Below are 18,633 nucleotides of genomic sequence, written 5' to 3' on the forward strand. Positions count from 1 at the left end.
TATCCATGGAGGAGTTCAAAAAGGCAATGGAGGAGATTTCTAAATCTCTACAGAAAATGGTGGAGGAGCTCAAGGAGAAGAGGGACTACAGACTGGTGGAGGAGGGGGACGAGGTGAGAATTGAAATCGACATGCCGGGGCTGGAGCCCAGCGACATATCGCTCTCAGTGACTAAAGACGGCACAGCTCTGAGGGCGGAGGGCGCTAGGGGGGATAGGAAATACTCTAGGCACATCCGCCTCCCCGTGAAGATAGATCCCAGCTCAATCTCGGCGCTGTATAGAAACGGCGTCTTGACCATCACAGCCAGGAAGGTGAAAGAGGAGGAGATCAGGATACCAGTAAGGGGCTGATTTTTGCCTACCCCCCAAGGAGTTTGTAAAGCGCCACTGCCAACTGTCCAGCGGAGCCGATGTCCTTCTCGACGGCGTGGCTTAAGACGGCGTTGGGCGGTAGCTCCCGGGGGGAGAAGACGAGGTCTGAGCCGTGTACCAGTAGCATCACCCTGCCGTCCGCCTTTTCGACCGGCTTGGTATCTCTGTCCGGCCTACCCAGGGCGTAGATGACGTCAGGCCTCAGCACCTCCACAGCGTCTTTTACGTCGTTGAAAACCAGGACCTCGCCCCCCATCTTAAACGCCAGCTTGAAGAGGTCCCCAATCTGCTGAGCCGCCGCGCCGAAGACTTTAATAAGCGCAAACCGCCTAACTCCGAAGCCGTATGTGATCTTCGCCAGCTCAAGCATCTTGGGGACGGAGCTTATGTTGTAAACCGCGACAACCAGCTCCATGGCGGCTACGATGAGTCCAATTTATAAATTAACCCTGGCCGCCACGCAGTTGCCTCCCTCACACTCAACGAAGAAGGGCGTCTTCACCAGCACGAGGAGGCCTTTTCTAAACTCCTCAAGAGGCTCCGGCAACACAACCGTCTTTCCGCACAGGTGGATCTCCCGCCCCTCGATCCTAAACGTAAACACATCTGCGCAGGGCTCCAGCTCCATGTCTATAATAGCCACGTCACGGACGCGTACCACCTTGACTATCATACTCGGCAAGTATCCTCACCGCCTCGTTGGCCACCCTAATGGCGTCCTCCACGCCTACCTCGGGGGCGAACTCGTCTGTCTCGCGGTTGGCAATCGCCGCGTAGACGCCCCCCGCCCTGGCGCCGTAGATCGACGAGAGGGTAAAGATGGTGGCGGACTCCATCTCAAATGAAACCACCCCGAGGCTCCTCAAAGTGTCTATCAGCCCCCGGGCCCACGGCGGGAGGAACCCCCCGTGGCCCGGCCTCTCCTGGCCTACGTAGAACGAGTCAGTGGAGGCCACTATGCCGACGTGGTACCTAACCCCCAGCGCCTCCGCGGCGGTGACGAGGGCAGACACCACTCTCCAGTGGGCCACCGCCGGGTACTCCGGCGGGGCGTACCACCTAGAGGCGCCGTCCCACCTCACCGCCGCCACGCCTATTACAAGGTCGCCCAGCTTCACCTCCCGCCTCAGCGCCCCCGTGGTCCCCACTCTAATAAAGGTGTCCGCCCCGGCCTGGAGGAGCTCCTCAACGGCGATGGCGGTGGAGCCCGAGCCGATGCCCGTAGACGTAGCCGCTATCTGGACGCCCTTGTACCTGCCGACCCACGTGACGAATTCCCGGTTCCTAGCCACCTCCCTAGCCCCCTCCCAGTGCCGCGCTATCAGCGGCACCCTCCCGGGGTCGCCGGGTAGCAACACGTAGCGCGGAACCTCCCCCGGCGCGACTAAGATGTGATACGCCTTGCCGCCGACAACCGGCCTCTGGGCCATGACAGTGGCTCAACCCGGTGTTTTAATACGTAGCGCCCTAACCAAGTTGATAAAAGACAAGACACTCGACAACGCGTTTAATACCGTGAACACCGCGTCGCCCAGCACCGCGGCGTATATAGTCAAGGCCACGCTGCCGAAGAAGTACAACACAGTTAAGTCAAGCGGCGGAGGCGGCCCCCTCCTCGCTATGTTCACAGCCCAGGCGGCGGCTATCAGCAAGAGGCCTATGAGGCCGAGGACTTGGATCATACAGCGGCGGCGCCTCCGCGGTAGATAGAAACTTTGTAGTAGGGGTGGCCCCAGGCGGTCAGCATCTTCTCCACCACCTCCCCCTCCCGGGGCAGTATCAACACAACGCCGCCGCGGCCCGCGCCGCTTATCTTACCTCCGTAGATAAACGGCCTCAACTTCTCGAGGAGGTTCACCACTCTGCCGTCGACGACGCCCAAGGCGCCTAGTAGCCAGTTGTCTATCTCCATGAGCTCGCCGACGCACCCCCCAGTCTCCCCTCGCCAGACACCCCTCCGCCTCATCGACGACGCGTCCAATGGCGTCGATCACCGAAGCAGCAGAGCGCCGCCTCTCCAACAGCGACTTGACATCTCTGACGATCTCCCCCGTGGTGCCGAAGCGGGGAAGCACCACAACGTAGAACGGGGGGAGGTCCACGTTCAGCCTCTCGACGCGGAAGGGGTTGGCCCATATCTTCAGCACCCCGCCGAGGGAAACCGTGGCAGTATCCATGGGGGAGGCTATCCCCTGGACCTCGAGCTCCACCCTGTGCCCCAGCTTCGCCAGCTCCTCGGCGCCCGCCTCGGCGCCGGCGCAGTGGGAATACGCCTTCAACAGCCCCACAGACACCGCGGCCGACGTGGCTGCCCCAACGCTGGGCGGCAAGTCGCTCCTTATCGAAAACCTAGCGGCCAGCCTCCCCCACCTCTCCTCTGCAATTCTAAGAGCTATCTCGACGTATGAGAGGAACTTCTCCACCCCCACAGCTTCCGCGCGCCCCTCTCCAGGCCGGTACCTCAACACGGCGGGAGGCCCCAGAGTCTCCACCACAAGATCGCCCCCCACCTTGCACTCGATGTAGACGCCTTTGTCTATGGTGGCTGATATGGCGGGCTTGCCGTAGACCACCGCGTGTTCTCCAAACAGCTTTACAACACCTGGGGCGAAAATCCTAACAGACACGGGACGAGGCGGCTGGGGGGTTTAAAAAAGCGACGCCAGCGACCCAGCTACCTCCTCCTCGCTGGGGCCCTCCTTCTTCTCCTCCACAGCCTCCTCCTTGGGGGCCTCCGCCTGTTGCGCGGCCTGCGGCTGGGCGGCTGGCTGAGGCGCCGCTACGGAGATACCAAGCTCCGGGGCCCTACCGGCGACGGCCGCGGCTAAGGCGTTCGCCTCGGCAACAGCCCTGCTGAGCAACACAGGCAACGTCTCCCTTGTCACAACACCCAGCCTCGCCGCCAGCGCCACCGCCCTCATGTGGGCGGCCGGCAACACCACCTGCAACACCTCCCTCGTCGGGTACACCACGTTAAGCGCGAGGTTCCTCGCGTAGGTAGCCGCCGCCTCGAAGAGCTCTCTGTACTTCGCCACGTCTATAACCAGCTCGGAGATGTCCACGTACCTCTGCCCCCTCCAGATCACCCCCAGAAGCCTCAGCTGTTCAAAAATAGGCTCGATGCCCACTACTCTCAACACCTCGGCCATCTCCGGCGTTATCTCCTGGCCGGCCTTGGCCACCACGGTGTCCTTAGCTATCCAGATCTTGCCCTCCTGCACCCTGGTGGGGATCTTCAGCTTGCCGAATTTCGAAATAATGGGGCCGGGGGAGGCGTTGGTAGGCCCAGCCGGCACCACGATGTCAAAGGGAGCTTTGTCTCCCGGTTGCGCCGCCCTCCTCACGCTGTTCTCAGCCACGATTTTGATAACCTCCGCGGGATTCACCTCGGTAAAGAAGAACCCCACCTCGCCCCTCACCCTCTCCGCCACCTCCGCAGGCACGCCGCCGAAGACCTTGGCAAACGCTATCTTGAACAGGGTAGGCTTGATTACCTTCACAGCGCCGTAGGGCCTCAGCCTGTACCTATACTCATTCAAAACCCTCGACGAGAGACCGTGGAGATCAAAGAGGAACACGTACGGGTATTTTCTCAACAGCTCAACAGCCTCGTTTACGATCCTAACCTTACTCTGCGGGTAGGGCCTCGACCTGGCGTACGCCCTCTTACCTATAGCCAGCATCAAGTCGTGGAGTTTGTGAGTTATTTAAATTTGAGTGGAGGGGGTCCCTATTTGACTAAAGCCTCGGCGGCTCTTATCTTGACAGGCGGCCCCATCGTCTTTTTGATATATATGTCGTCTAGGTACTGCCTCAGAGGGAACCTCCTATTCACTTCCTCAAGCACCGCCAGAGCGTTGTCTAGAATCTCCTTGGGGTCCTGGGCCTCTGACCCTATCCTCACCTTGATAACAGGCTCGTTTCTAAGCCTCACCCTAACTGCCCGCTTCAGCCTCTCCACAACTGCCTTGACCTCTACATTCGGCGGCACCACCTCCGGCATCTTGCCGCGGGGGCCGAAGATGGGGCCTACCACTCTGCCGAGAAGCGGCATTAAGTCGGGCGGCGCTATGAAGAAGTCGTACTGCTTCGCCAGCTTTCTAATAGCTCTCTTGTTTCCAGAGAGGCCCTCCACCTGGTCCCTGGTGATGACGGCGTCGACACCTGCGTTTCGGGCATTTACCTCAAATGCGCCGTGGGCAAACGCTGCGATTTTATTAGGCTTAGGCGGGTGGGGAAGCTCGACAAGTAGGTTAATACGGTTCTCAGGCTTGCTCAGGTCCACCCCCCTCAAGACGACTATAAGCTCCACGCTCTGTTTAAAACGCCTCTGTCTGCCCCTCTTCAACGCCTCGGCGATCTTGGCCAGGAAAGCCTCTTTGTTTACTACGGCACTCATTGCCGCCACTGTTTCTCAAACTTATTTAAAATTTCGTCGTACTTACCCCCCTCCACGTCTTTCATCACCTCGTCGGCCCGCCTCCCGTCCACGCTTACGCCCATGGCCTTGCAGGTGCTGAGCAACTGCTTCACCGCCGATTTCAAGGACTTGGACTTAAGCTCGTCTTTCTTCAACAACGCTATCTCTACCAGCTGCTCAAACGATATATCGCCAATAACCTCGCTTCTCGGGTCGTGGGCCCCGGTGTCCTTCCCAAAAAGCTTAAGAAACAAGTCGCCTATGGGGGGCAGGCTGACCTTAACCTCGTACCTAGCGGGCGAGGAAACCTCCACCTCCACCTTCTGCACTGGGTACTTCCCCACCTTTTTCAACTCCTCCTGCACTCTCTGCACGACGGCGTTGGGGTCGAGCCCCGCCTGCTTAAGGGCGTCTTGAAACTGGGGATTGACGGCCACCTTTCCGCCCTGCAGAGGCACAGCTATGACGCGCTTAGACATCGCCCCAGTAAAGGGCTTGATATAAAAGTTTTACCACTCCAAACCTACTGGCCCTTCTTCACCAGCTTAACCTCGCTAATCTTCAAGTCGAGGGGCATTGGAAACGCGCTGTCTAGAAGCTCCACGCGGACAATGCCCTTCTCCTTATCTATAAAGGTAACCCTACCCCTGCTCCCCTTCAACACGTCGGCCGTTATCTCCACCTCGTCGTTGACATCTATCTCCACAGCCGGCTTGGCAGGCTTCAAGATCTTCATAACCTCATCCACGTTGGTGACCCCCCTCATCACGCCCTTGACGTGCTTCACGCCGTACACCGCGCGGTTGACGGCTGGGAGGGACTCTCCCTCCATGAACAAGACCCCGAAGGACTCCGGAGGCACCACAATTGAGTAGATGGGAATCTTAGCCGACTCGGCGCGCATCTTCAACACAATCACGACGTTGTACTCCTGCCGCGACACCACGCTCACTGTATACACAGGACACCTCTCCTGTGCCATATCACCTCAGCTTAGCCATTAGGTATAGCAGAGCCGCCAAGATGACGCCTATAGATGTCAACGCCGCCACCGTCTCCTTCACGGGGTCGCCCAGGGTGGGGATCGTCGACCTCGCCACGGCGCTTTTGAGATACACCCCAGCTATGTGGAATACTATCTGGAACGCCCCGGCGATAAACGCCAGGAGTATTAAAAACCTCGCCGTGAGCTTAAACTCGTCGTCGTCAGGTCTGCTGGCTGTGGACACCACCCACTTGATGTCGCGCCAGAGGTTCTCCAGCTTTTCCTGTAGCGACGCCACGCACCAATTCTAAAGCCTCTATAAAAGTTTTAGGCCACCAACTGCCCAATGTAATCCTGCTTAGAGAAGGGGACCAAATCCCTGTAGGTCTGGCCGACCCCCAGGAAGTAGACAGGCCTCTTCAAAGTGTAGAGAAACGTCAGTATGGAGCCCCCCTTGGGGTAGGCGTCCACCTTCGTGGCTATCATGCCATCTATCTTTACATATTTAGAGTAGTACCTGGCAATTTCAAGGGCCTCGTTTCCCAACTGCGCGTCGAAGACAAAGACAGAGTAGTGCGGCTCGGCGACCCGCTGGATTTTGCTCAATTCCTGCATGAGGTTGGCGTCGGTGTGCATACGCCCCGCCGTGTCTATAAGCACGAAGTGAATCCCCCTAGACCTGGCGTGCTGGACCGCATCGAAGGCGACGGCGGCGGGATCCGCGCCGTAGGGCCCCCCGACGACCCTAAACCCCACGCGCCTGCCGTGTTCCTCCAACTGCTCCCTCGCCCCGGCCCTGAAGGTATCCGCAGCAGCCGCCACGACTTTGTAGCCCATTTCTTGCAGTTTGAAGGCGAGCTTCGCCAAGGTGGTGGTCTTCCCATAGCCGTTTGGGCCGAGGAACATCACCACCACAGGCCTCGCGCCCTCCATCACCCTCCTGGCGTCTTGGTAGAAGTCCACGTCTGGGACGTCGCTCAACACGCCGAGGAGGGCGTCGAAGACCGCCTTCTTCACCACCTTGTCCCTGTCGCCGAATCTCGGCACCCTCACCCCCACAAGCCTCTTCTTAAGCTCCTCCGACACCGCGTCAGCCACCTCCACCGCCACGTCGCTCTCCACCAGGTCGATGTACAAGTCGTCGACAAGCCTCTCCACCTCCTTCGCGTCGAGGGCGTCCTCTTTAACTGTACTTACTACAGATTCGACAAATTTAGCAAAAGTCTTCTTAAGCCTGTCAAACATTACCTAATCCCGAGGCTCTCCAGCACCTGCCTAAGCTGGGCCGCCCTCGCCGCGAGCCTCTCGATATTCTCTTCAAGAGACGTCTTCAACCTAGAATACTCCTCAATCCTCTCGTTGAGAATCCTCTCGGCGTTGTCCAAATCGAGAAAGGCGTGGTACCTCGCGCCGAGGGGAGTCAACACCTCCCTCACCTCGAAGACACCCCTGGCGAACAGCCCGGCGCCGATGTGCACAAGCCTCTCCCCGTCCCCACTCTTCAAAAGCCTCACCCCGTCTAGAGCCGTAGTGAGCTCCTCAAGAAGCTCCAGCACAGTCGAGTGTTGCGCCTGGAGGCTGGCGAGGAGCTCCCCAACCACCTGGTACTCCTCCAGAAGCCTCTGGACATCCTGCCGAGACATGTTTAGTACCTAATCACCTTGTCAATATTCATCAAGATCTTGACGTCCTCAGACCGCGCCTCCTCTGGGGAGATGACAGACACCTCCCTGATCCTAATCTGCGTCCTTGACAATTTGTGCCTGCTGCCTATCAGGGAGTAGGCCTTCTCCACGGCGTCGTACGGCTTCTCGCCGACAACCTCAAGTCTGAATTTCATACCGGTGGTGGCCTCCCCAACGACTCTGTAAATCTTGGGCATAGCGGCGAGTCTATAGGCAACTTAAAAAGTTTAGCCCAGCACCTGCTGTAGCCTCATCAACTCGGGGCCGGCGGTCTCGTCCCCCACCAAGGCCCCCCTGTCGTTCACCACTACGCCGCCGCGGAGGAAGCTCCTCCCCTTGTTCACAGTGCCCACGTCTACCCTCGCCTTGAAGTACTCAGAAAGCTTCTTCAAGTCGTCGTCTGTGGCCTCGGGAGCCACCAACACGCCGCGGGAGTTCAAAACAGCCAGCGCCCCCACCAAGGGGTTCCCAGCAATTGTGTCCACCACCACCTCCACGCCCAGCACGTCGGCCACCGCCCTCCGCGCGTCGGGCTCTAGAAGAGGCGACACAAGCGCCACCCTATTCCCCGCGAGCACCAGGTTGGAGATGGCCGTGTACTTAGTGTTTACGATCTCCACATTCAGGCCCAGGGACTTGAAGAGCTTAACCTCCTCCTCCAGCACCAGAGGGGGCAGGAGCACCCCGTTGTCGTTCAGCACCGTGAAGATCCCAAGAAGGGGAGACCTAGCCACGGTAAACCTAGCCACGGAGGTGCCGAGGGTGTTGCGGACCACGTCGTCTATCTTCTCCGGGGCGTCCGGCGGGATTATGGTGACAGAGTTGTTTGTAGTTATGAACACCCCCACGGAGGAGGTTCCAAAAATTCTAAGGGGAGCTACGTCGAAGGTCATTCCTTAAGCTCAACCTTCACAGTCCCGTCGCTGTACTTCTCCACCGCGACGCGGACTCTCCTCGGCGGCTTCTCAATACTACGCGACCAAAGCGCGGCGTTGAGCAACTGGCCGATCTTCACCGCCCGCGGCTCCACCTTCAAGTGCCTAGCCACGAACCTCCTTATTAAACCCACGGCGTACTTAGCCCTCTTGCTCCTAGACACCTCATAAGCCCTCCTCAGGTTGATTACATACTCCCGCGAGACCTCTACCTTCTTCTCCTCAGACACGGAACGCGGAAAAAACATAGTTATTAAATTTAGCCCCAGTACAGCTCCGGCTTCTTAGACTTAGCCTTACGGACCTCCTCATCCATCTTAGGAGGGCGCAACTTATACACAAGCAAATCTCGCCCCTTCTTATTATACTTTTCTTCGTAACTTTTTCAAGCAAAGTAAAGAAGATAAACCCACTGCCCAAGATACAATGTGATCGACCCGGAGAAGCTACACCAGCTAGTCCTGAGGTTCGCGGTGAGGGAGGAGGGGGGCGTGGTGTATAGGCGCTATAGGCGCTTCCGCGGAGATAGGTGGTACGGAGGCATCGCCACGGCAGACGTGGTGGGGTGCAACTTGAGGTGCGGGATGTGCTGGGCCTGGCGCAACACCTCATACGTCCTCGCGGCGGGGGATTGGATGGCCCCCTGGGACGTGGCCAGGCGGCTGGATAAAATCGCCAGAGACAGAGGCTACCGGCAGGTTAGGATATCCGGCGGGGAGCCCCTAATAGCGCCCAGACACCTCCTAGCCGTGGTCGACCACCTACCCCACTACATCTTTGTCGTGGAGACAAACGGCATCTTGATAGACAGGCCAGTCGCCAGGGAGCTAGCCGCGAGGCCCAACGCCGTGGTGCGGGTCTCCATAAAGGGGGCCACGCCGCGGGAATTTGCAAAAATTACAGCCTCGCCAGAGGCCTACTTCTACAAACAGCTTGAGGCCCTCCGCCACCTCGTGGAGAGCGGGATGTTGCCGTGTCGCGACGTGTACCCAGCCGCCATGCTGGGCTTCTCCACAGACGAATCTGCAAAAGAGCTGGAGAGAGCCCTGGCGGACATAGACCCCAGACTGCCTAGTTGCCTAGACGTGGAGTACGTCATCTTGTACCCCCACGTGGTGAAGCTAATGGCCGCCCGGGGGCTCACCCCCACCAGAGCCGTGACGCCCAGCGGAGTCCCCGCCTTCATGATATGAACTGCCTCCAGCTCACCCTCTACCCAAGCCTAACCCTAACCCTCCTAGACGAGAACTATGTGAAGAAGTTCGGCGTGAAGAAGGGGACGCGGGCGTGGGAGGACCTGTATATATCTGGCCGGTGGTACAGCCCGTGGAGGTATATAAACGAGGCCGACGGCCCTCTCCGCGACGTGGTCCACAGGCTCGCCGAGAAATACGGCGACTGCGTCGGCATATCCATATCGCCAGGCGACGAAGATTTGATATTCGCCGCCGCCTTCCTCACCCAGAACACGAACTACCACACCAACGTCCTCAGGTGGACAAGACAGCTCTTCACAGCCACGGAGGACGTCGGAGAGATGGCCGAGATAGCCCCCACCGTGGCGAGGAGCTACCAGCTCCAGAGGCTACCCGCCGCCATACGGGACTACCTCGCCTCGGGGAGGCCCAGGGATAGGAGAGAGTTGCTGAGGATAAGGGGGGTGGGGCCGAAGGTGGCCGACCTGTACCTACTCTTCACAGGCGACACCACCTCAGCCCCCGTGGACAAGCACTACATGAGAATCGCGCCGAGGCTCGGCCTAGCCGGCGCCCCGCCCAGCCCCACGCACTGCAGGCGATACACATGCGGGGAGTGCCCCATCGCCCACAAATGCCTCAGAGGCCTCTCCCAGACAAAGCTGGGAAGGCTCGCCGGCTGGGTCCAAACACTGGCATATCTGGCGGACAAGGGGGCGCTGCCGGCGGTTTAATTTATAAACGGTTGAGAAGCCCACGGTGTATGGGGTGGAGGAGGAGTTTGTAGTAACGCCCTGGGAGGTCAGGGGCAGGGTTGACTACGACAAGCTCCTTAAACACTTCGGCGCCAAGCCCCTCACAAGCGGCGAGGTGGCTCTGCTGGAGAAGTACGCCGGGGAGGTGCACCCCCTAATCAGGCGGGGCTTCTTCTACGCCCACAGAGACTTCGACTTCATACTAAAGTGGCACGGCGAGGGGAGGCCGTGGGCTCTCTACACCGGGCGGGGCCCCAGCGGCCCGGTGCACATCGGCCACATGGTGCCGTGGATACTGCTAAAGTGGTTCTCAGACAAGTTCAACCTAGAGGTCTACTTCCAGATGACAGACGACGAGAAGTTCTACGACGACCCCGAGATGAAGCTAGAGGAGGCCACCAACTGGGCATACGAAAACGCCCTCGACGTAATAGCGCTGGGCTTCACCCCCGACAAGCTCCACCTAATAATAGACACAAAAGACATAGAGCCGCTGTACCCAATAGCGGTGCGCGTCGCGAAGAAGCTGACGTGGAGCACGGTGAAGGCCACCTTCGGCTTCACAGACTCCACCAACATAGGCCTCATATTCTACCCCTCTCTACAAATCGCCGTGGCCTTCCTCCCCACGGAGCTCAGAAGAGAGGCAACCCCCGTCCTCATACCCTGCGCAATCGACCAAGACCCCTACTTCAGACTCGCCCGCGACATCGCCGACACCCTCGGCTACCCCAAGCCCACCACCCTCTACTCCAAATTCATCATGGCCCTCACCGGGGAGAGCAAGATGTCAGCCTCCAACCCCGACTCGGCGATATACACCCTAGACGACGAGAAGGCCGTGAAGCGCAAAATCATGAACGCCTACACAGGCGGCCGCCCAACCGCCGAGGAGCAGCGGAAATACGGCGGAAACCCCGACATATGCCCAGTCTTCCACTACCACATGCTATTCGACCCAGACGACTCCTCCGTGGAGAAGATTAGACAAGACTGCAGAAGCGGCGCCCTCCTATGTGGCGAGTGCAAGCTGAAGCTCCACGAGAAGATAGCCAAATTCCTAAAAGAACACAGAGACAGGAGAGAGAAGGCCAGAGGGAAGGTAGACCAATACAGACTAAGCCAGAAAATCAGATAACCCAGCGACGCCAGACAAAACGCGGCGACAGCCGCGGCAAAAAACAGCGCCTAACTAACAATCTTCCCCACAGCGTAGGACCCCCCAACCTTCTCAATCTGGATCTTCACCCTCTGACCAGGTTCCGCGCCGGGCACAAACACCACAAACCCCTCAACCCTAGCCACGCCGTCGCCCCTCCTAGACCTCTCCACAATCTCAACCTCAACAACATCACCCTCCTTAACCGGTTTAGGCCCCGACGGGCCACGCCGCCCACGGGGCGGACCCCTTCTAGTTCCTCGTTCCATCTGCACCAATGAATATGGGTATATAAACCTTTGCATAAACAGAAACGTGGCGGAGGGCGGCCGGTCACAAATAAAAACAGCTGAAGGCCTTGAAACGTGCTTACTGACTTCGAGGCGCTGAGGGCGTACCTCGAAGCCAGAAACACCGCGGTCTCCAGCATACGCGACGTCGTGGAGACCGCCCAGAAGATAATCAGCGGCGGGGAGCTCTCCGAGAGTGAGAAGAGAACCGCGGACTTGCTGTGGCACCTCGGACTAGTGTTAAAGACGCCGGGGGGCGCGCTGAGGCCCACGGCCCAGCTAAGAACGGTGGCCCGGGGAAGCCTTGATAGCTACAGCCTAATAGCCAGGAGGCTGGCTAGGTGGACTCCCATGAGGATACTGCTGAGATACCTAGCCGCCAAGGGAGGCGCCGCGGGGCTAGACGACGTTGCGGAGGAGCTCGGAGCCGAAATGAGAGGCGTGACCGGGAAATACCTCCCCGTCTTGAAGCTAGTCAACCCCAGGCTCAAAGCCCCAGTATCCAAGCCCTTCAACCCACACGTCGTTGAGGCTGTGCTCTTCAAGCTAGGGGCAGAGGTAGGCCTCCTCACCTACGACCGGGCACACAAGACGGCAAGCTTGACAGAGCTAGCGGAGGAGCACATGGAGCAACAAGACACGGAGGTCGTGAGAACGGCCCCAGGAAGCCCCATAGTGCTGGCCGCCGTGGCCGCCGCAGTAGCGTCTGCGAATAAGGTGCACATAATATCGCCCTGGGTCGACGACAAGGTGGCGCGGGCCCTAGACCCCTTGCTCCACGGGAGAAAGGCGGTCGTGATTAGCAGAGAGCCGCACGACGAGCCTCACAGACGCGGGCTGGAGATACTGTCAAAACACGGCGAGGCCCACTGCTACAGACACCTACACACAAAACTCGTAGTGGGGATATCCGCAGTAGTTACAAGCGCCAATTTAGTATACACAAGCATGCTACGCAACATAGAGACAGGCGTATACTACCGAGACGCCCCGCCAGCCCTAAGATTACACGCAGAAGAAATCCTGGCGTCGGCGAGAAGATGCAATCAAAGCTAGTCGCAAACATCGGCTAGAAAACTGGCGGGCCCGGTGGGATTCGAACCCACGACCTACGGGTTGCTCGGGCCAAGCCCGTTAAGAGCCTCGGCGGGCCCCGCCGGCCCACCGCCGCTCTACCAGGCTGAGCTACGGGCCCCCTTTACAATTTTTTGTGTGTTTTTAAGTTTTTCTGCATTGGCCTAGGGCGGCGCACACTGGCTCTAGGCGCATGAGGGCGTCTACCGCGCCGCTGGTGAGTTGTATCCGTCCTTTTTCTCTGATCCACTTGTCCACGCCGAGGGTCTTGAGCACAGCCGTCGTCCTCGCGTAGTCGGCTTCGCGTCCTCCTTCTGCGCTGGCGTGTATAACTACGTAGCCCATTATCTCGCCGCCGCTCTTTTTGTAGAACCTCGCCTCCTTCTCCAATGTTACTTCGCTGTCTCCCTCAAATACCTTTGCCCTTATCTTGACGACTAGGTGTTCCCTCGTCTTGCCTTGCTTTACGCCGGCTTCCACCTCCTCGACCCTTACTCTCACCCTCCTGCCCTCCACCTCTACCTCTTTCTCAATGGGCGGCTTCACTGTGCCCCACTGCTCCCCCTCTCTGAAGTACTCCTCCAGCCGCCGGCGCACCTCCTCTCCCCTCCTCTCTGCCTCTTTTAGGAGCATTTCTTTCAGCCGCTGGGCCTTCTCCCTCGCCCCTCCCTCACCGTGTAGGGCGAGCCAGCCGATATACCTAAGGCCGTGTGCTGTTATGCGGACGAAGCCCTCCTCGCCCTCCCTCGGCTCTCTGGCGGTGAAGTGTACTACACACCACACTCCTTCACAGCTGTCCCTCATGCCAAGCCCCCGCAGAAGCTCCACAGCCTTGCTGAAGGACTGGGGGCTTTGGGGTCGATACACCACTTCCACAGCGCCGCTACCTGTCAGCCTTACGGAGAACCTAACCTCGCCCCACTCCGGCATGCCCCTTTCGAACTTCGCGGCTAGGCGTCTGTACGCCTCCTCTCCGAGGACGCCAGCCTCTCTGCACTTTTTGAGGAACTCCGCCACGGCTTTTCTAACCGCCTCGTGTACCGACTCGGCGGCGAGGGCGTTTGTCGAGACGTCTATATGCCACACGTCGCGGCCGCGGGACTTGTCGTAGTATTTATCCACCTCTGCCTTCACGCCTACTGCCCTTAGCAAGGCGGCCCTCCGCTCGGCCTCCTCACGGCGAGTTGTGTTGAATTCAAGCACTACAGCGTTGCCTTCACGCAGGCGTATTGAGTACTCAGCTGTATCTCCGCCGAGCCTCACCACAAGCCTGGCCCTCGGCCTCTTGCCCTCTGCGGTGAAGCCCTCTAGGCGGGCCTCCACACCCACGACCTCCAGGGCCCTCAAGTACTTAATCCTTATCTCGTCTGCGCCGCCGGCTAGCTCCACGGCGTACAGCCAGAGAGAGGCGCTGGACAGAAACTCCCTAGCCTTATCCACGCCCCACGCCAGCTCGAACCATACCCTTTCGCCCCCGACCTTGGCGTAGACCCTCTCCGGCGCGTGGCCGGCCGCCTTCAAGACGCCGAGGGCCAGCGCCGCCTTGTGTATGTGGGTTACTTTCTCAACTTCCCCCCTCTTTTTCTTCTTCTTTGCCGAGAATCTGCCCACCGTCAGCCGCACATCGCCAGCCAGCTCCACGCCGCTTTCCTCCCTCCTAACAGCCGTCTGTATACTCCCGTCTCCCATCACCGCGGCGGTGAGGAAGTCGGCCACGGCCCTCTTGTCGCCCTCCGCCGCCCATAGATACGCCGACAGCCACGAGAGGAAGAACCGCGTCAGAGAAGCGTTTTCAAAAGCCATCTCCCGCGCCACCCCGGCCCAGTGCTCCCCCGGCTGTGTGTAGCGGTCGAGTGTCCCGCCGACTTCTTTCACAGCCTTCTCGTAAACTCTCCTCAGTTCTTGCACCACCTCCTCAGCCACCCTCCGGGGATCTACTCAAGACCTCGGCGCCACAGCCTCTAGAGGCGTTTCTGGAACGGCTCTCCTTTATTGCGCCTAGGGGGTCTGCGTCTAGAGTGTATGATCTGCGGAGGCGCCGCCTCGTGTTTTGAGGCGATACACAGCGCGGCGGAGTGGGCCGTCGATAGGGGCTTTGCGGAGGACGCGGCGGAGCTGGCCAGCGGCTGGCTGGTGCCAACAAGCCAGCTCTAAAAGCCGCCGTCTTGATGTACAAAGCCGTGGTGGAGGGAGAGGGGAAGCTGGGGGTCAAGAAGAGAAGGGAAAGGAGAGTTAAACCCCCAGTGCATAAATATGTAGCGCCGCATGCGCCGAGAAACTAAATATCTCGACATAGATCGGGAACAACGTATCGAATCTGTGATGCGCATCAAAAAACCTACAGTTAAGAGCTACGGGCCCTTTACTAATATTGTGCGTATTTTTAAGTTTTTTGGCTTTGGCCCAGGTCGGCGTACGCAAGTCCCAGCATCGCCGGAGTCCAAGTCGCCGCTGGCGAGTAGCATCTGCTCATGACCCCCCTCCGCCCCTTCCATTTCTCCATTCTCAAGATCTTTAGCGGGTTGGCCGTCCTCATGGAATCTGACTGGCTCCCAACCTGGCGTGGGCGTATGTCCACACTCGCCGTCTCTGGTTTTTCAAAACCAGAGGCCGCGGCGTTTCTGGCTTCTAGAGCCTCGAAACCGCTGGGCGTCTGCAGTTGTTCATCCCCGGCCACGGCATTCTTCACATCTCAGCATTGCCGGCCCCAATCACCGTATCTAAGTGGGGGAGGGGCTTAAATCTCTTCGCGCCAGGGTGAAGGAGTGGGGTATTGGAAGGGGTCCGCCCCGCGGGCGGCGTGGGTGCTATATCTCTTTCTCGCCGGTGTGTAGCCAGGTTAGCTTGGTGAGGTCGATTTCCTTGCCTTGTTTTAGGAGGGACGTCATGTTCCAGGTTATGACGCCTATGATTATGTGTTTGCATATCTTGCCTCCTATTGTGTTGCCTTCGCAGGTGCACTTCGCGCCGTAGTACCCCACGGCGGTGTAGTACCACACGTCTGGCTTCTTCTCGGAGCGCACGGCGAGTCTTATCCCCGCGATCTCCCCGCCGCGCTCGACTAGCTCCACGATGCGGACCTTGTCGGGGGTGGCGTAGAGGTAGAGGTCGAGCACTCTCTCAATCCTCACGCCCAGTGTCCTCGAGAGGGTTAGGAGGAAGGACCTGACCTTCTCCTCAATCTGTGGTTGCGGCATTTACGAAATCTACGTCGCCCGCCACTAGAGACACCTTGGAGTGCGGCTTGGTGTCGCCCATCACCACGTACCGGAAGCCGTCTACGTATTTGCCTATCGTCAATGCCCCCGCCACGTCGAGCAGTCTGAGCTTGCCCCGGAGGTCTAGGAAGCCGCGGGCTATGCCTTCCACCGTGTACGCCAGCTCGGCGGCGGAGCTGCCGAGGCTCCTCCCCCTGAGCCCCAGCCGCCTCACGACTTCGCAGGTCTTTGGGGGGAAGCTGTTGCTCACCGCTACGAATACTATATTGCTCCTCGGGGTCCTCCTCAACGGCTTTCCGTTTTTGCGGGCGCCGACGCCGGGGGCCGCCGTGTAGACGTCTCCCGTGGGGGGTATCGCCACGACGGCGTATTCTAAATCGGCCAGGGTGCCCTCTCTATGTTTCCCTGCCGCGATAGATACGGCGAAGAAGGGCACGCCCACGGCGTAGTTCAGCGACCCGTCGAGTGGGTCTAGGACGAAGATGTAGCGCTCGTCTCCCCACCTGTAGATGCCGCCTTCCTCTGCGTATAGGACGCCGCCTTCTTTAAAGGCCTCTCTGAGCATTTTGTATATGAGCGTCTCCGCGGCGATGTCCACCTCCCTGGTGACGTCGTCCTCTTTACGCGACACGACGTCTACGCCTCTGCCGGCTCTGAAGTACTCCATTAAAAAATGCGAGGCGCGGACCGCCACGGCCTCCAAGACGCCGAGCACAGCCCAACAATCACTATTATTTAAATAATCTACCTACAGAACCGCTGGCGATTTAAGCCCCGGCTCCCCGGGCTACATGGACAAGGTGAAGAAGAGGTTTGTAATCGCGGCGGTGGGCGTTTTTTAAACTCTTATCTTCACGTCGAGGAAGTTCTCAGAAAGCCTAGCCCCCTCCGTCTCCAGCTCCAGGTCTAGGACGTAGTCCACGTACTTGGCGGCGCTCGCCACGGCCGTTATGTAGTCAACGACGTCGTTGCCCAGCACCCTCTCCAAGTCGCGGAGGCCGGACACGGCGAAGACCCAGGGCTTGAGGCGGCCCGTGTATATGTTGTACAGCACCTCCACAATATCCTTGAAGGTGGTGGCGATCCTCATCTTGTCCTCGTCTAGCTCGGCGGGGAGGGTGGTGGCGGGGAAGAGGGAGAGGTAAAACACGTCGCGCGCGGCGGCGATCTCCTCCAGCTTCTTGGCGAGGGCCTTCTTGTCCCTGCCGTACACCCCCACGATCTGCGACTTGTAGAGCTCCCCCAAGCCGAGGAGAGAGGCGTCCTCCTGCAGGGGTATCTTCGCCACCTGGGGCCTCCTGGGCGTGTAGACGTAGACGAGGCCCACCCCCTCTACGAAGTCGAAGAGGAGGCGCTCGCTGGGCGGGGCGAAGCGGGACTTCACCAGCTTTATATACCGCACCGTGTGGCCAACGGCGTTTTCCTTGTACCCAACCCTCACCAGATTGTCGGCAATGTAGAACACCTGCCGGTGGACCCCCTCCACCACGGCTATAATGGGCATGTCCTTGGCTAGCTGGTAGAGGAAGCCGTGGACGAGCTCTTCGAGCTTCTCCCCCCGCGGCGCTATTCCGTTTACTGAGTCCACCACCAGCGCCTCGTATTCGTGTATGTGGTCGGCCACGAACTTGGCTATGTTGCCTCTAAAGGCGCGGGGGAAGTCGAACACGTAGAACTTATCTGCCCTCGCCCCCACCCTCATAAAGACCTCCTTCAACACGCCCGGCGGCTCGTTGGTGCTGATCCACAGAACTCTGTTGGCGACCTTGTCGGCCAGCTTCGCCGCGACGCTTGTCTTGCCGCTGCCCGGCGGCCCGTAGACCACGGTAAAGCCCCTAGACGCTGGCAAAAGATCAGACACGCCACATACTAACAACGAGTTTTAAAACTTGCCGCGCACCCTCCCGGCGAAGAGCCTCACGACGACCAGCCCCGCGAGGCCTCTCTATACGCAAGCATCTCTACAACATGCGCGGCGAAGAGAATAAGCAAGCCCAGAGGCGCCGTGACCACCGGGACGAGGAAGGCGACGCCCACCAGCGTGACCACATAAGCCGTGTGGAACCTCAAAACCCCGGTATGTCTATACATGTGCTTGAGGTACAGCACATGCGTGGCTAGATACGCCAGCGCCAGGCCCCAGACAAGCCCCAATACGGCCAGCACAATAGCCAGAGCCGCATCCTGAGGGAGGTCCTGCAGTAGCGGCCTCTCCCTTCTCAGAAGCCCCAGCGCCAGAAGCGACAGCTCCACCACAAACAGAGCTGTGAGGAGCCGGGCCTGGACACCCGCCCACCTAACCCCCAGCCGGCTGAGCGCCATGAAGCCCCTATGGATTAGCAAGACGACGGCGAACCCCGCCGCCCCAAGGGGCAACGCCGCGAGGGCGAGGACGCCCAGGTAGGGAGACGCCGGGTTGCTAAACTCTACAAACACTGCAAACACAAGCAATACAATAGAGGCGGCGAGGAGCACCAAGCTGTATAGATACCCCCTGTACATGAGCCGGCAGGCAGACGCCAGATCCATAACAGAGGCGGCT

At 59.3% G+C, this 18,633-nt stretch carries 29 protein-coding genes and 1 tRNA gene; 6 read left to right on the top strand and 24 right to left on the bottom strand.

Annotation, left to right across the window (positions count from 1 at the left end; genetic code table 11):
• Positions 1-5 precede the first annotated feature (5 nt).
• Entirely contained in the window at positions 6-353 is a 348-nt protein-coding gene (locus P186_RS06700) for an Hsp20/alpha crystallin family protein (RefSeq protein WP_014288690.1), read from the top strand.
• 7 nt (positions 354-360) lie between these two features.
• Here the strand turns inward: P186_RS06700 and P186_RS06705 are convergent, their stop codons facing one another.
• Genes P186_RS06705 through P186_RS06775 form a run of 16 tightly spaced genes read right to left on the bottom strand, consistent with a single transcriptional unit; the run spans position 361 to position 8,629 of the window.
• A complete protein-coding gene (locus P186_RS06705; RefSeq protein WP_014288691.1) occupies positions 361-789 on the bottom strand; it encodes a RecB-family nuclease in 429 nt (142 codons plus the stop codon).
• 21 nt (positions 790-810) lie between these two features.
• Positions 811-1,047: a hypothetical protein gene (locus tag P186_RS06710; RefSeq protein ID WP_014288692.1), complete on the bottom strand. Its 237-nt coding sequence runs from the start codon at positions 1,045-1,047 to the stop codon at positions 811-813.
• A complete protein-coding gene (gene udp / locus P186_RS06715) occupies positions 1,019-1,804 on the bottom strand; it encodes a uridine phosphorylase (RefSeq protein WP_014288693.1) in 786 nt (261 codons plus the stop codon). Before udp ends, P186_RS06710 begins: the two co-directional genes overlap by 29 nt.
• A 9-nt stretch (positions 1,805-1,813) precedes the next feature.
• Positions 1,814-2,056 carry a hypothetical protein gene (locus P186_RS06720; RefSeq protein ID WP_014288694.1) on the bottom strand — a complete coding sequence of 81 codons (243 nt, stop codon included), beginning with the start codon at positions 2,054-2,056 and terminating at the stop codon, positions 1,814-1,816.
• Positions 2,053-2,286: a hypothetical protein gene (locus tag P186_RS14620; RefSeq protein WP_338050687.1), complete on the bottom strand. Its 234-nt coding sequence runs from the start codon at positions 2,284-2,286 to the stop codon at positions 2,053-2,055. The genes P186_RS06720 and P186_RS14620 overlap by 4 nt, the downstream gene beginning before the upstream one ends.
• Positions 2,189-3,001, bottom strand: coding sequence for a mevalonate kinase family protein (locus tag P186_RS06725; protein ID WP_338050688.1), 813 nt, complete (start codon positions 2,999-3,001; stop codon positions 2,189-2,191). Before P186_RS06725 ends, P186_RS14620 begins: the two co-directional genes overlap by 98 nt.
• A 21-nt stretch (positions 3,002-3,022) precedes the next feature.
• On the bottom strand, positions 3,023-4,057 hold the full coding sequence (locus P186_RS06730; RefSeq protein WP_014288695.1) for a 50S ribosomal protein L10: 1,035 nt from the start codon (positions 4,055-4,057) through the stop codon (positions 3,023-3,025).
• 47 nt (positions 4,058-4,104) lie between these two features.
• Positions 4,105-4,773 carry a 50S ribosomal protein L1 gene (locus tag P186_RS06735; protein WP_014288696.1) on the bottom strand — a complete coding sequence of 223 codons (669 nt, stop codon included), beginning with the start codon at positions 4,771-4,773 and terminating at the stop codon, positions 4,105-4,107.
• The gene (locus tag P186_RS06740) at positions 4,770-5,273 is read right to left on the bottom strand and encodes a 50S ribosomal protein L11 (protein ID WP_014288697.1); all 504 of its coding nucleotides are present in this window, start codon (positions 5,271-5,273) and stop codon (positions 4,770-4,772) included. The genes P186_RS06735 and P186_RS06740 overlap by 4 nt, the downstream gene beginning before the upstream one ends.
• Positions 5,274-5,317: 44 nt before the next feature.
• The gene (locus tag P186_RS06745) at positions 5,318-5,776 is read right to left on the bottom strand and encodes a transcription elongation factor Spt5 (protein WP_014288698.1); all 459 of its coding nucleotides are present in this window, start codon (positions 5,774-5,776) and stop codon (positions 5,318-5,320) included.
• Position 5,777: 1 nt separating this feature from the next.
• A complete protein-coding gene (locus P186_RS06750; protein ID WP_014288699.1) occupies positions 5,778-6,077 on the bottom strand; it encodes a hypothetical protein in 300 nt (99 codons plus the stop codon).
• Between the two features lie 29 nt (positions 6,078-6,106).
• Positions 6,107-7,024: a signal recognition particle-docking protein FtsY gene (gene ftsY / locus P186_RS06755; protein ID WP_014288700.1), complete on the bottom strand. Its 918-nt coding sequence runs from the start codon at positions 7,022-7,024 to the stop codon at positions 6,107-6,109.
• Positions 7,024-7,422, bottom strand: a complete 399-nt coding sequence (gene pfdA, locus P186_RS06760) for a prefoldin subunit alpha (RefSeq protein ID WP_014288701.1) — start codon at positions 7,420-7,422, stop codon at positions 7,024-7,026. Before pfdA ends, ftsY begins: the two co-directional genes overlap by 1 nt.
• Positions 7,423-7,424: 2 nt before the next feature.
• Positions 7,425-7,661, bottom strand: coding sequence for a 50S ribosomal protein L18Ae (gene rpl18a, locus P186_RS06765; RefSeq protein WP_014288702.1), 237 nt, complete (start codon positions 7,659-7,661; stop codon positions 7,425-7,427).
• Positions 7,662-7,691: 30 nt separating this feature from the next.
• Positions 7,692-8,357 (bottom strand): translation initiation factor IF-6, encoded by a 666-nt coding sequence (locus tag P186_RS06770; protein ID WP_014288703.1) that lies wholly within the window; start codon positions 8,355-8,357, stop codon positions 7,692-7,694.
• The gene (locus P186_RS06775) at positions 8,354-8,629 is read right to left on the bottom strand and encodes a 50S ribosomal protein L31e (RefSeq protein ID WP_148682816.1); all 276 of its coding nucleotides are present in this window, start codon (positions 8,627-8,629) and stop codon (positions 8,354-8,356) included. The genes P186_RS06770 and P186_RS06775 overlap by 4 nt, the downstream gene beginning before the upstream one ends.
• Positions 8,630-8,827: 198 nt before the next feature.
• On the opposite strand from P186_RS06775, the gene P186_RS06780 reads away from it, so the two are divergent.
• From P186_RS06780 to P186_RS06790, 3 genes are read left to right on the top strand one after another with little or no spacing between them, the layout of a single operon-like run.
• Complete coding sequence (locus P186_RS06780) at positions 8,828-9,592, top strand: radical SAM protein (protein ID WP_014288705.1); 765 nt, start codon at positions 8,828-8,830, stop codon at positions 9,590-9,592.
• On the top strand, positions 9,589-10,329 hold the full coding sequence (locus tag P186_RS06785; protein WP_014288706.1) for an HhH-GDP family DNA glycosylase: 741 nt from the start codon (positions 9,589-9,591) through the stop codon (positions 10,327-10,329). The genes P186_RS06780 and P186_RS06785 overlap by 4 nt, the downstream gene beginning before the upstream one ends.
• 34 nt (positions 10,330-10,363) lie before the next feature.
• Complete coding sequence (locus tag P186_RS06790) at positions 10,364-11,488, top strand: tryptophan--tRNA ligase (protein WP_148683178.1); 1,125 nt, start codon at positions 10,364-10,366, stop codon at positions 11,486-11,488.
• A 50-nt stretch (positions 11,489-11,538) separates the two neighbouring features.
• On the opposite strand, the gene P186_RS06795 is transcribed toward P186_RS06790, so the two are convergent.
• Positions 11,539-11,778 carry a TRAM domain-containing protein gene (locus tag P186_RS06795; protein WP_148682817.1) on the bottom strand — a complete coding sequence of 80 codons (240 nt, stop codon included), beginning with the start codon at positions 11,776-11,778 and terminating at the stop codon, positions 11,539-11,541.
• A 96-nt stretch (positions 11,779-11,874) separates the two neighbouring features.
• On the opposite strand from P186_RS06795, the gene P186_RS06800 reads away from it, so the two are divergent.
• The gene (locus tag P186_RS06800) at positions 11,875-12,855 is read left to right on the top strand and encodes a phospholipase D-like domain-containing protein (protein ID WP_014288709.1); all 981 of its coding nucleotides are present in this window, start codon (positions 11,875-11,877) and stop codon (positions 12,853-12,855) included.
• 22 nt (positions 12,856-12,877) lie between these two features.
• Here the strand turns inward: P186_RS06800 and P186_RS06805 are convergent.
• Both P186_RS06805 and P186_RS06810 read right to left on the bottom strand, forming a co-directional pair.
• Positions 12,878-12,994 (bottom strand) — tRNA-Lys (locus tag P186_RS06805).
• Positions 12,995-13,017: 23 nt separating this feature from the next.
• Positions 13,018-14,796, bottom strand: coding sequence for a PaRep2b protein (locus P186_RS06810; RefSeq protein ID WP_014288710.1), 1,779 nt, complete (start codon positions 14,794-14,796; stop codon positions 13,018-13,020).
• A gap of 99 nt (positions 14,797-14,895) precedes the next feature.
• On the opposite strand from P186_RS06810, the gene P186_RS14580 reads away from it, so the two are divergent.
• Positions 14,896-15,027 carry a hypothetical protein gene (locus P186_RS14580; protein ID WP_014288711.1) on the top strand — a complete coding sequence of 44 codons (132 nt, stop codon included), beginning with the start codon at positions 14,896-14,898 and terminating at the stop codon, positions 15,025-15,027.
• 229 nt (positions 15,028-15,256) lie between these two features.
• On the opposite strand, the gene P186_RS06820 is transcribed toward P186_RS14580, so the two are convergent.
• The 5 genes from P186_RS06820 to P186_RS06840 form a co-directional block, all read right to left on the bottom strand.
• Positions 15,257-15,562 (bottom strand): hypothetical protein, encoded by a 306-nt coding sequence (locus P186_RS06820; protein ID WP_014288713.1) that lies wholly within the window; start codon positions 15,560-15,562, stop codon positions 15,257-15,259.
• Positions 15,563-15,680: 118 nt separating this feature from the next.
• Positions 15,681-16,070 (bottom strand): SWIM zinc finger family protein, encoded by a 390-nt coding sequence (locus tag P186_RS06825; RefSeq protein WP_014288714.1) that lies wholly within the window; start codon positions 16,068-16,070, stop codon positions 15,681-15,683.
• On the bottom strand, positions 16,051-16,806 hold the full coding sequence (locus P186_RS06830; RefSeq protein WP_014288715.1) for an inositol monophosphatase family protein: 756 nt from the start codon (positions 16,804-16,806) through the stop codon (positions 16,051-16,053). Before P186_RS06830 ends, P186_RS06825 begins: the two co-directional genes overlap by 20 nt.
• Positions 16,807-16,929: 123 nt before the next feature.
• Complete coding sequence (locus tag P186_RS06835; RefSeq protein WP_237179358.1) at positions 16,930-17,952, bottom strand: RAD55 family ATPase; 1,023 nt, start codon at positions 17,950-17,952, stop codon at positions 16,930-16,932.
• A gap of 56 nt (positions 17,953-18,008) precedes the next feature.
• Positions 18,009-18,620, bottom strand: a complete 612-nt coding sequence (locus tag P186_RS06840; protein WP_148682819.1) for a hypothetical protein — start codon at positions 18,618-18,620, stop codon at positions 18,009-18,011.
• Positions 18,621-18,633 lie beyond the last annotated feature (13 nt).

Origin of the sequence: Pyrobaculum ferrireducens (assembly GCF_000234805.1) — an archaeon.
In the GTDB taxonomy this organism is placed as follows: domain Archaea; phylum Thermoproteota; class Thermoprotei; order Thermoproteales; family Thermoproteaceae; genus Pyrobaculum; species Pyrobaculum ferrireducens.

Coding starts and splice junctions, on each gene's coding strand:
- P186_RS06705 (WP_014288691.1), bottom strand. CDS start 789: ATGGAGCTGGTTGTCGCGGTTTACAACATAAGCTCCGTCCCCAAGATG.
- P186_RS06700 (WP_014288690.1), top strand. CDS start 6: ATGGAGGAGTTCAAAAAGGCAATGGAGGAGATTTCTAAATCTCTACAG.
- P186_RS06825 (WP_014288714.1), bottom strand. CDS start 16,070: ATGCCGCAACCACAGATTGAGGAGAAGGTCAGGTCCTTCCTCCTAACC.
- P186_RS06710 (WP_014288692.1), bottom strand. CDS start 1,047: ATGATAGTCAAGGTGGTACGCGTCCGTGACGTGGCTATTATAGACATG.
- P186_RS06770 (WP_014288703.1), bottom strand. CDS start 8,357: ATGACCTTCGACGTAGCTCCCCTTAGAATTTTTGGAACCTCCTCCGTG.
- P186_RS06720 (WP_014288694.1), bottom strand. CDS start 2,056: ATGATCCAAGTCCTCGGCCTCATAGGCCTCTTGCTGATAGCCGCCGCC.
- udp (WP_014288693.1), bottom strand. CDS start 1,804: ATGGCCCAGAGGCCGGTTGTCGGCGGCAAGGCGTATCACATCTTAGTC.
- P186_RS14620 (WP_338050687.1), bottom strand. CDS start 2,286: ATGGAGATAGACAACTGGCTACTAGGCGCCTTGGGCGTCGTCGACGGC.
- P186_RS06740 (WP_014288697.1), bottom strand. CDS start 5,273: ATGTCTAAGCGCGTCATAGCTGTGCCTCTGCAGGGCGGAAAGGTGGCC.
- P186_RS06785 (WP_014288706.1), top strand. CDS start 9,589: ATGAACTGCCTCCAGCTCACCCTCTACCCAAGCCTAACCCTAACCCTC.
- P186_RS06745 (WP_014288698.1), bottom strand. CDS start 5,776: ATGGCACAGGAGAGGTGTCCTGTGTATACAGTGAGCGTGGTGTCGCGG.
- ftsY (WP_014288700.1), bottom strand. CDS start 7,024: ATGTTTGACAGGCTTAAGAAGACTTTTGCTAAATTTGTCGAATCTGTA.
- pfdA (WP_014288701.1), bottom strand. CDS start 7,422: ATGTCTCGGCAGGATGTCCAGAGGCTTCTGGAGGAGTACCAGGTGGTT.
- P186_RS06840 (WP_148682819.1), bottom strand. CDS start 18,620: ATGGATCTGGCGTCTGCCTGCCGGCTCATGTACAGGGGGTATCTATAC.
- rpl18a (WP_014288702.1), bottom strand. CDS start 7,661: ATGCCCAAGATTTACAGAGTCGTTGGGGAGGCCACCACCGGTATGAAA.
- P186_RS06735 (WP_014288696.1), bottom strand. CDS start 4,773: ATGAGTGCCGTAGTAAACAAAGAGGCTTTCCTGGCCAAGATCGCCGAG.
- P186_RS06730 (WP_014288695.1), bottom strand. CDS start 4,057: ATGCTGGCTATAGGTAAGAGGGCGTACGCCAGGTCGAGGCCCTACCCG.
- P186_RS14580 (WP_014288711.1), top strand. CDS start 14,896: ATGATCTGCGGAGGCGCCGCCTCGTGTTTTGAGGCGATACACAGCGCG.
- P186_RS06795 (WP_148682817.1), bottom strand. CDS start 11,778: ATGGAACGAGGAACTAGAAGGGGTCCGCCCCGTGGGCGGCGTGGCCCG.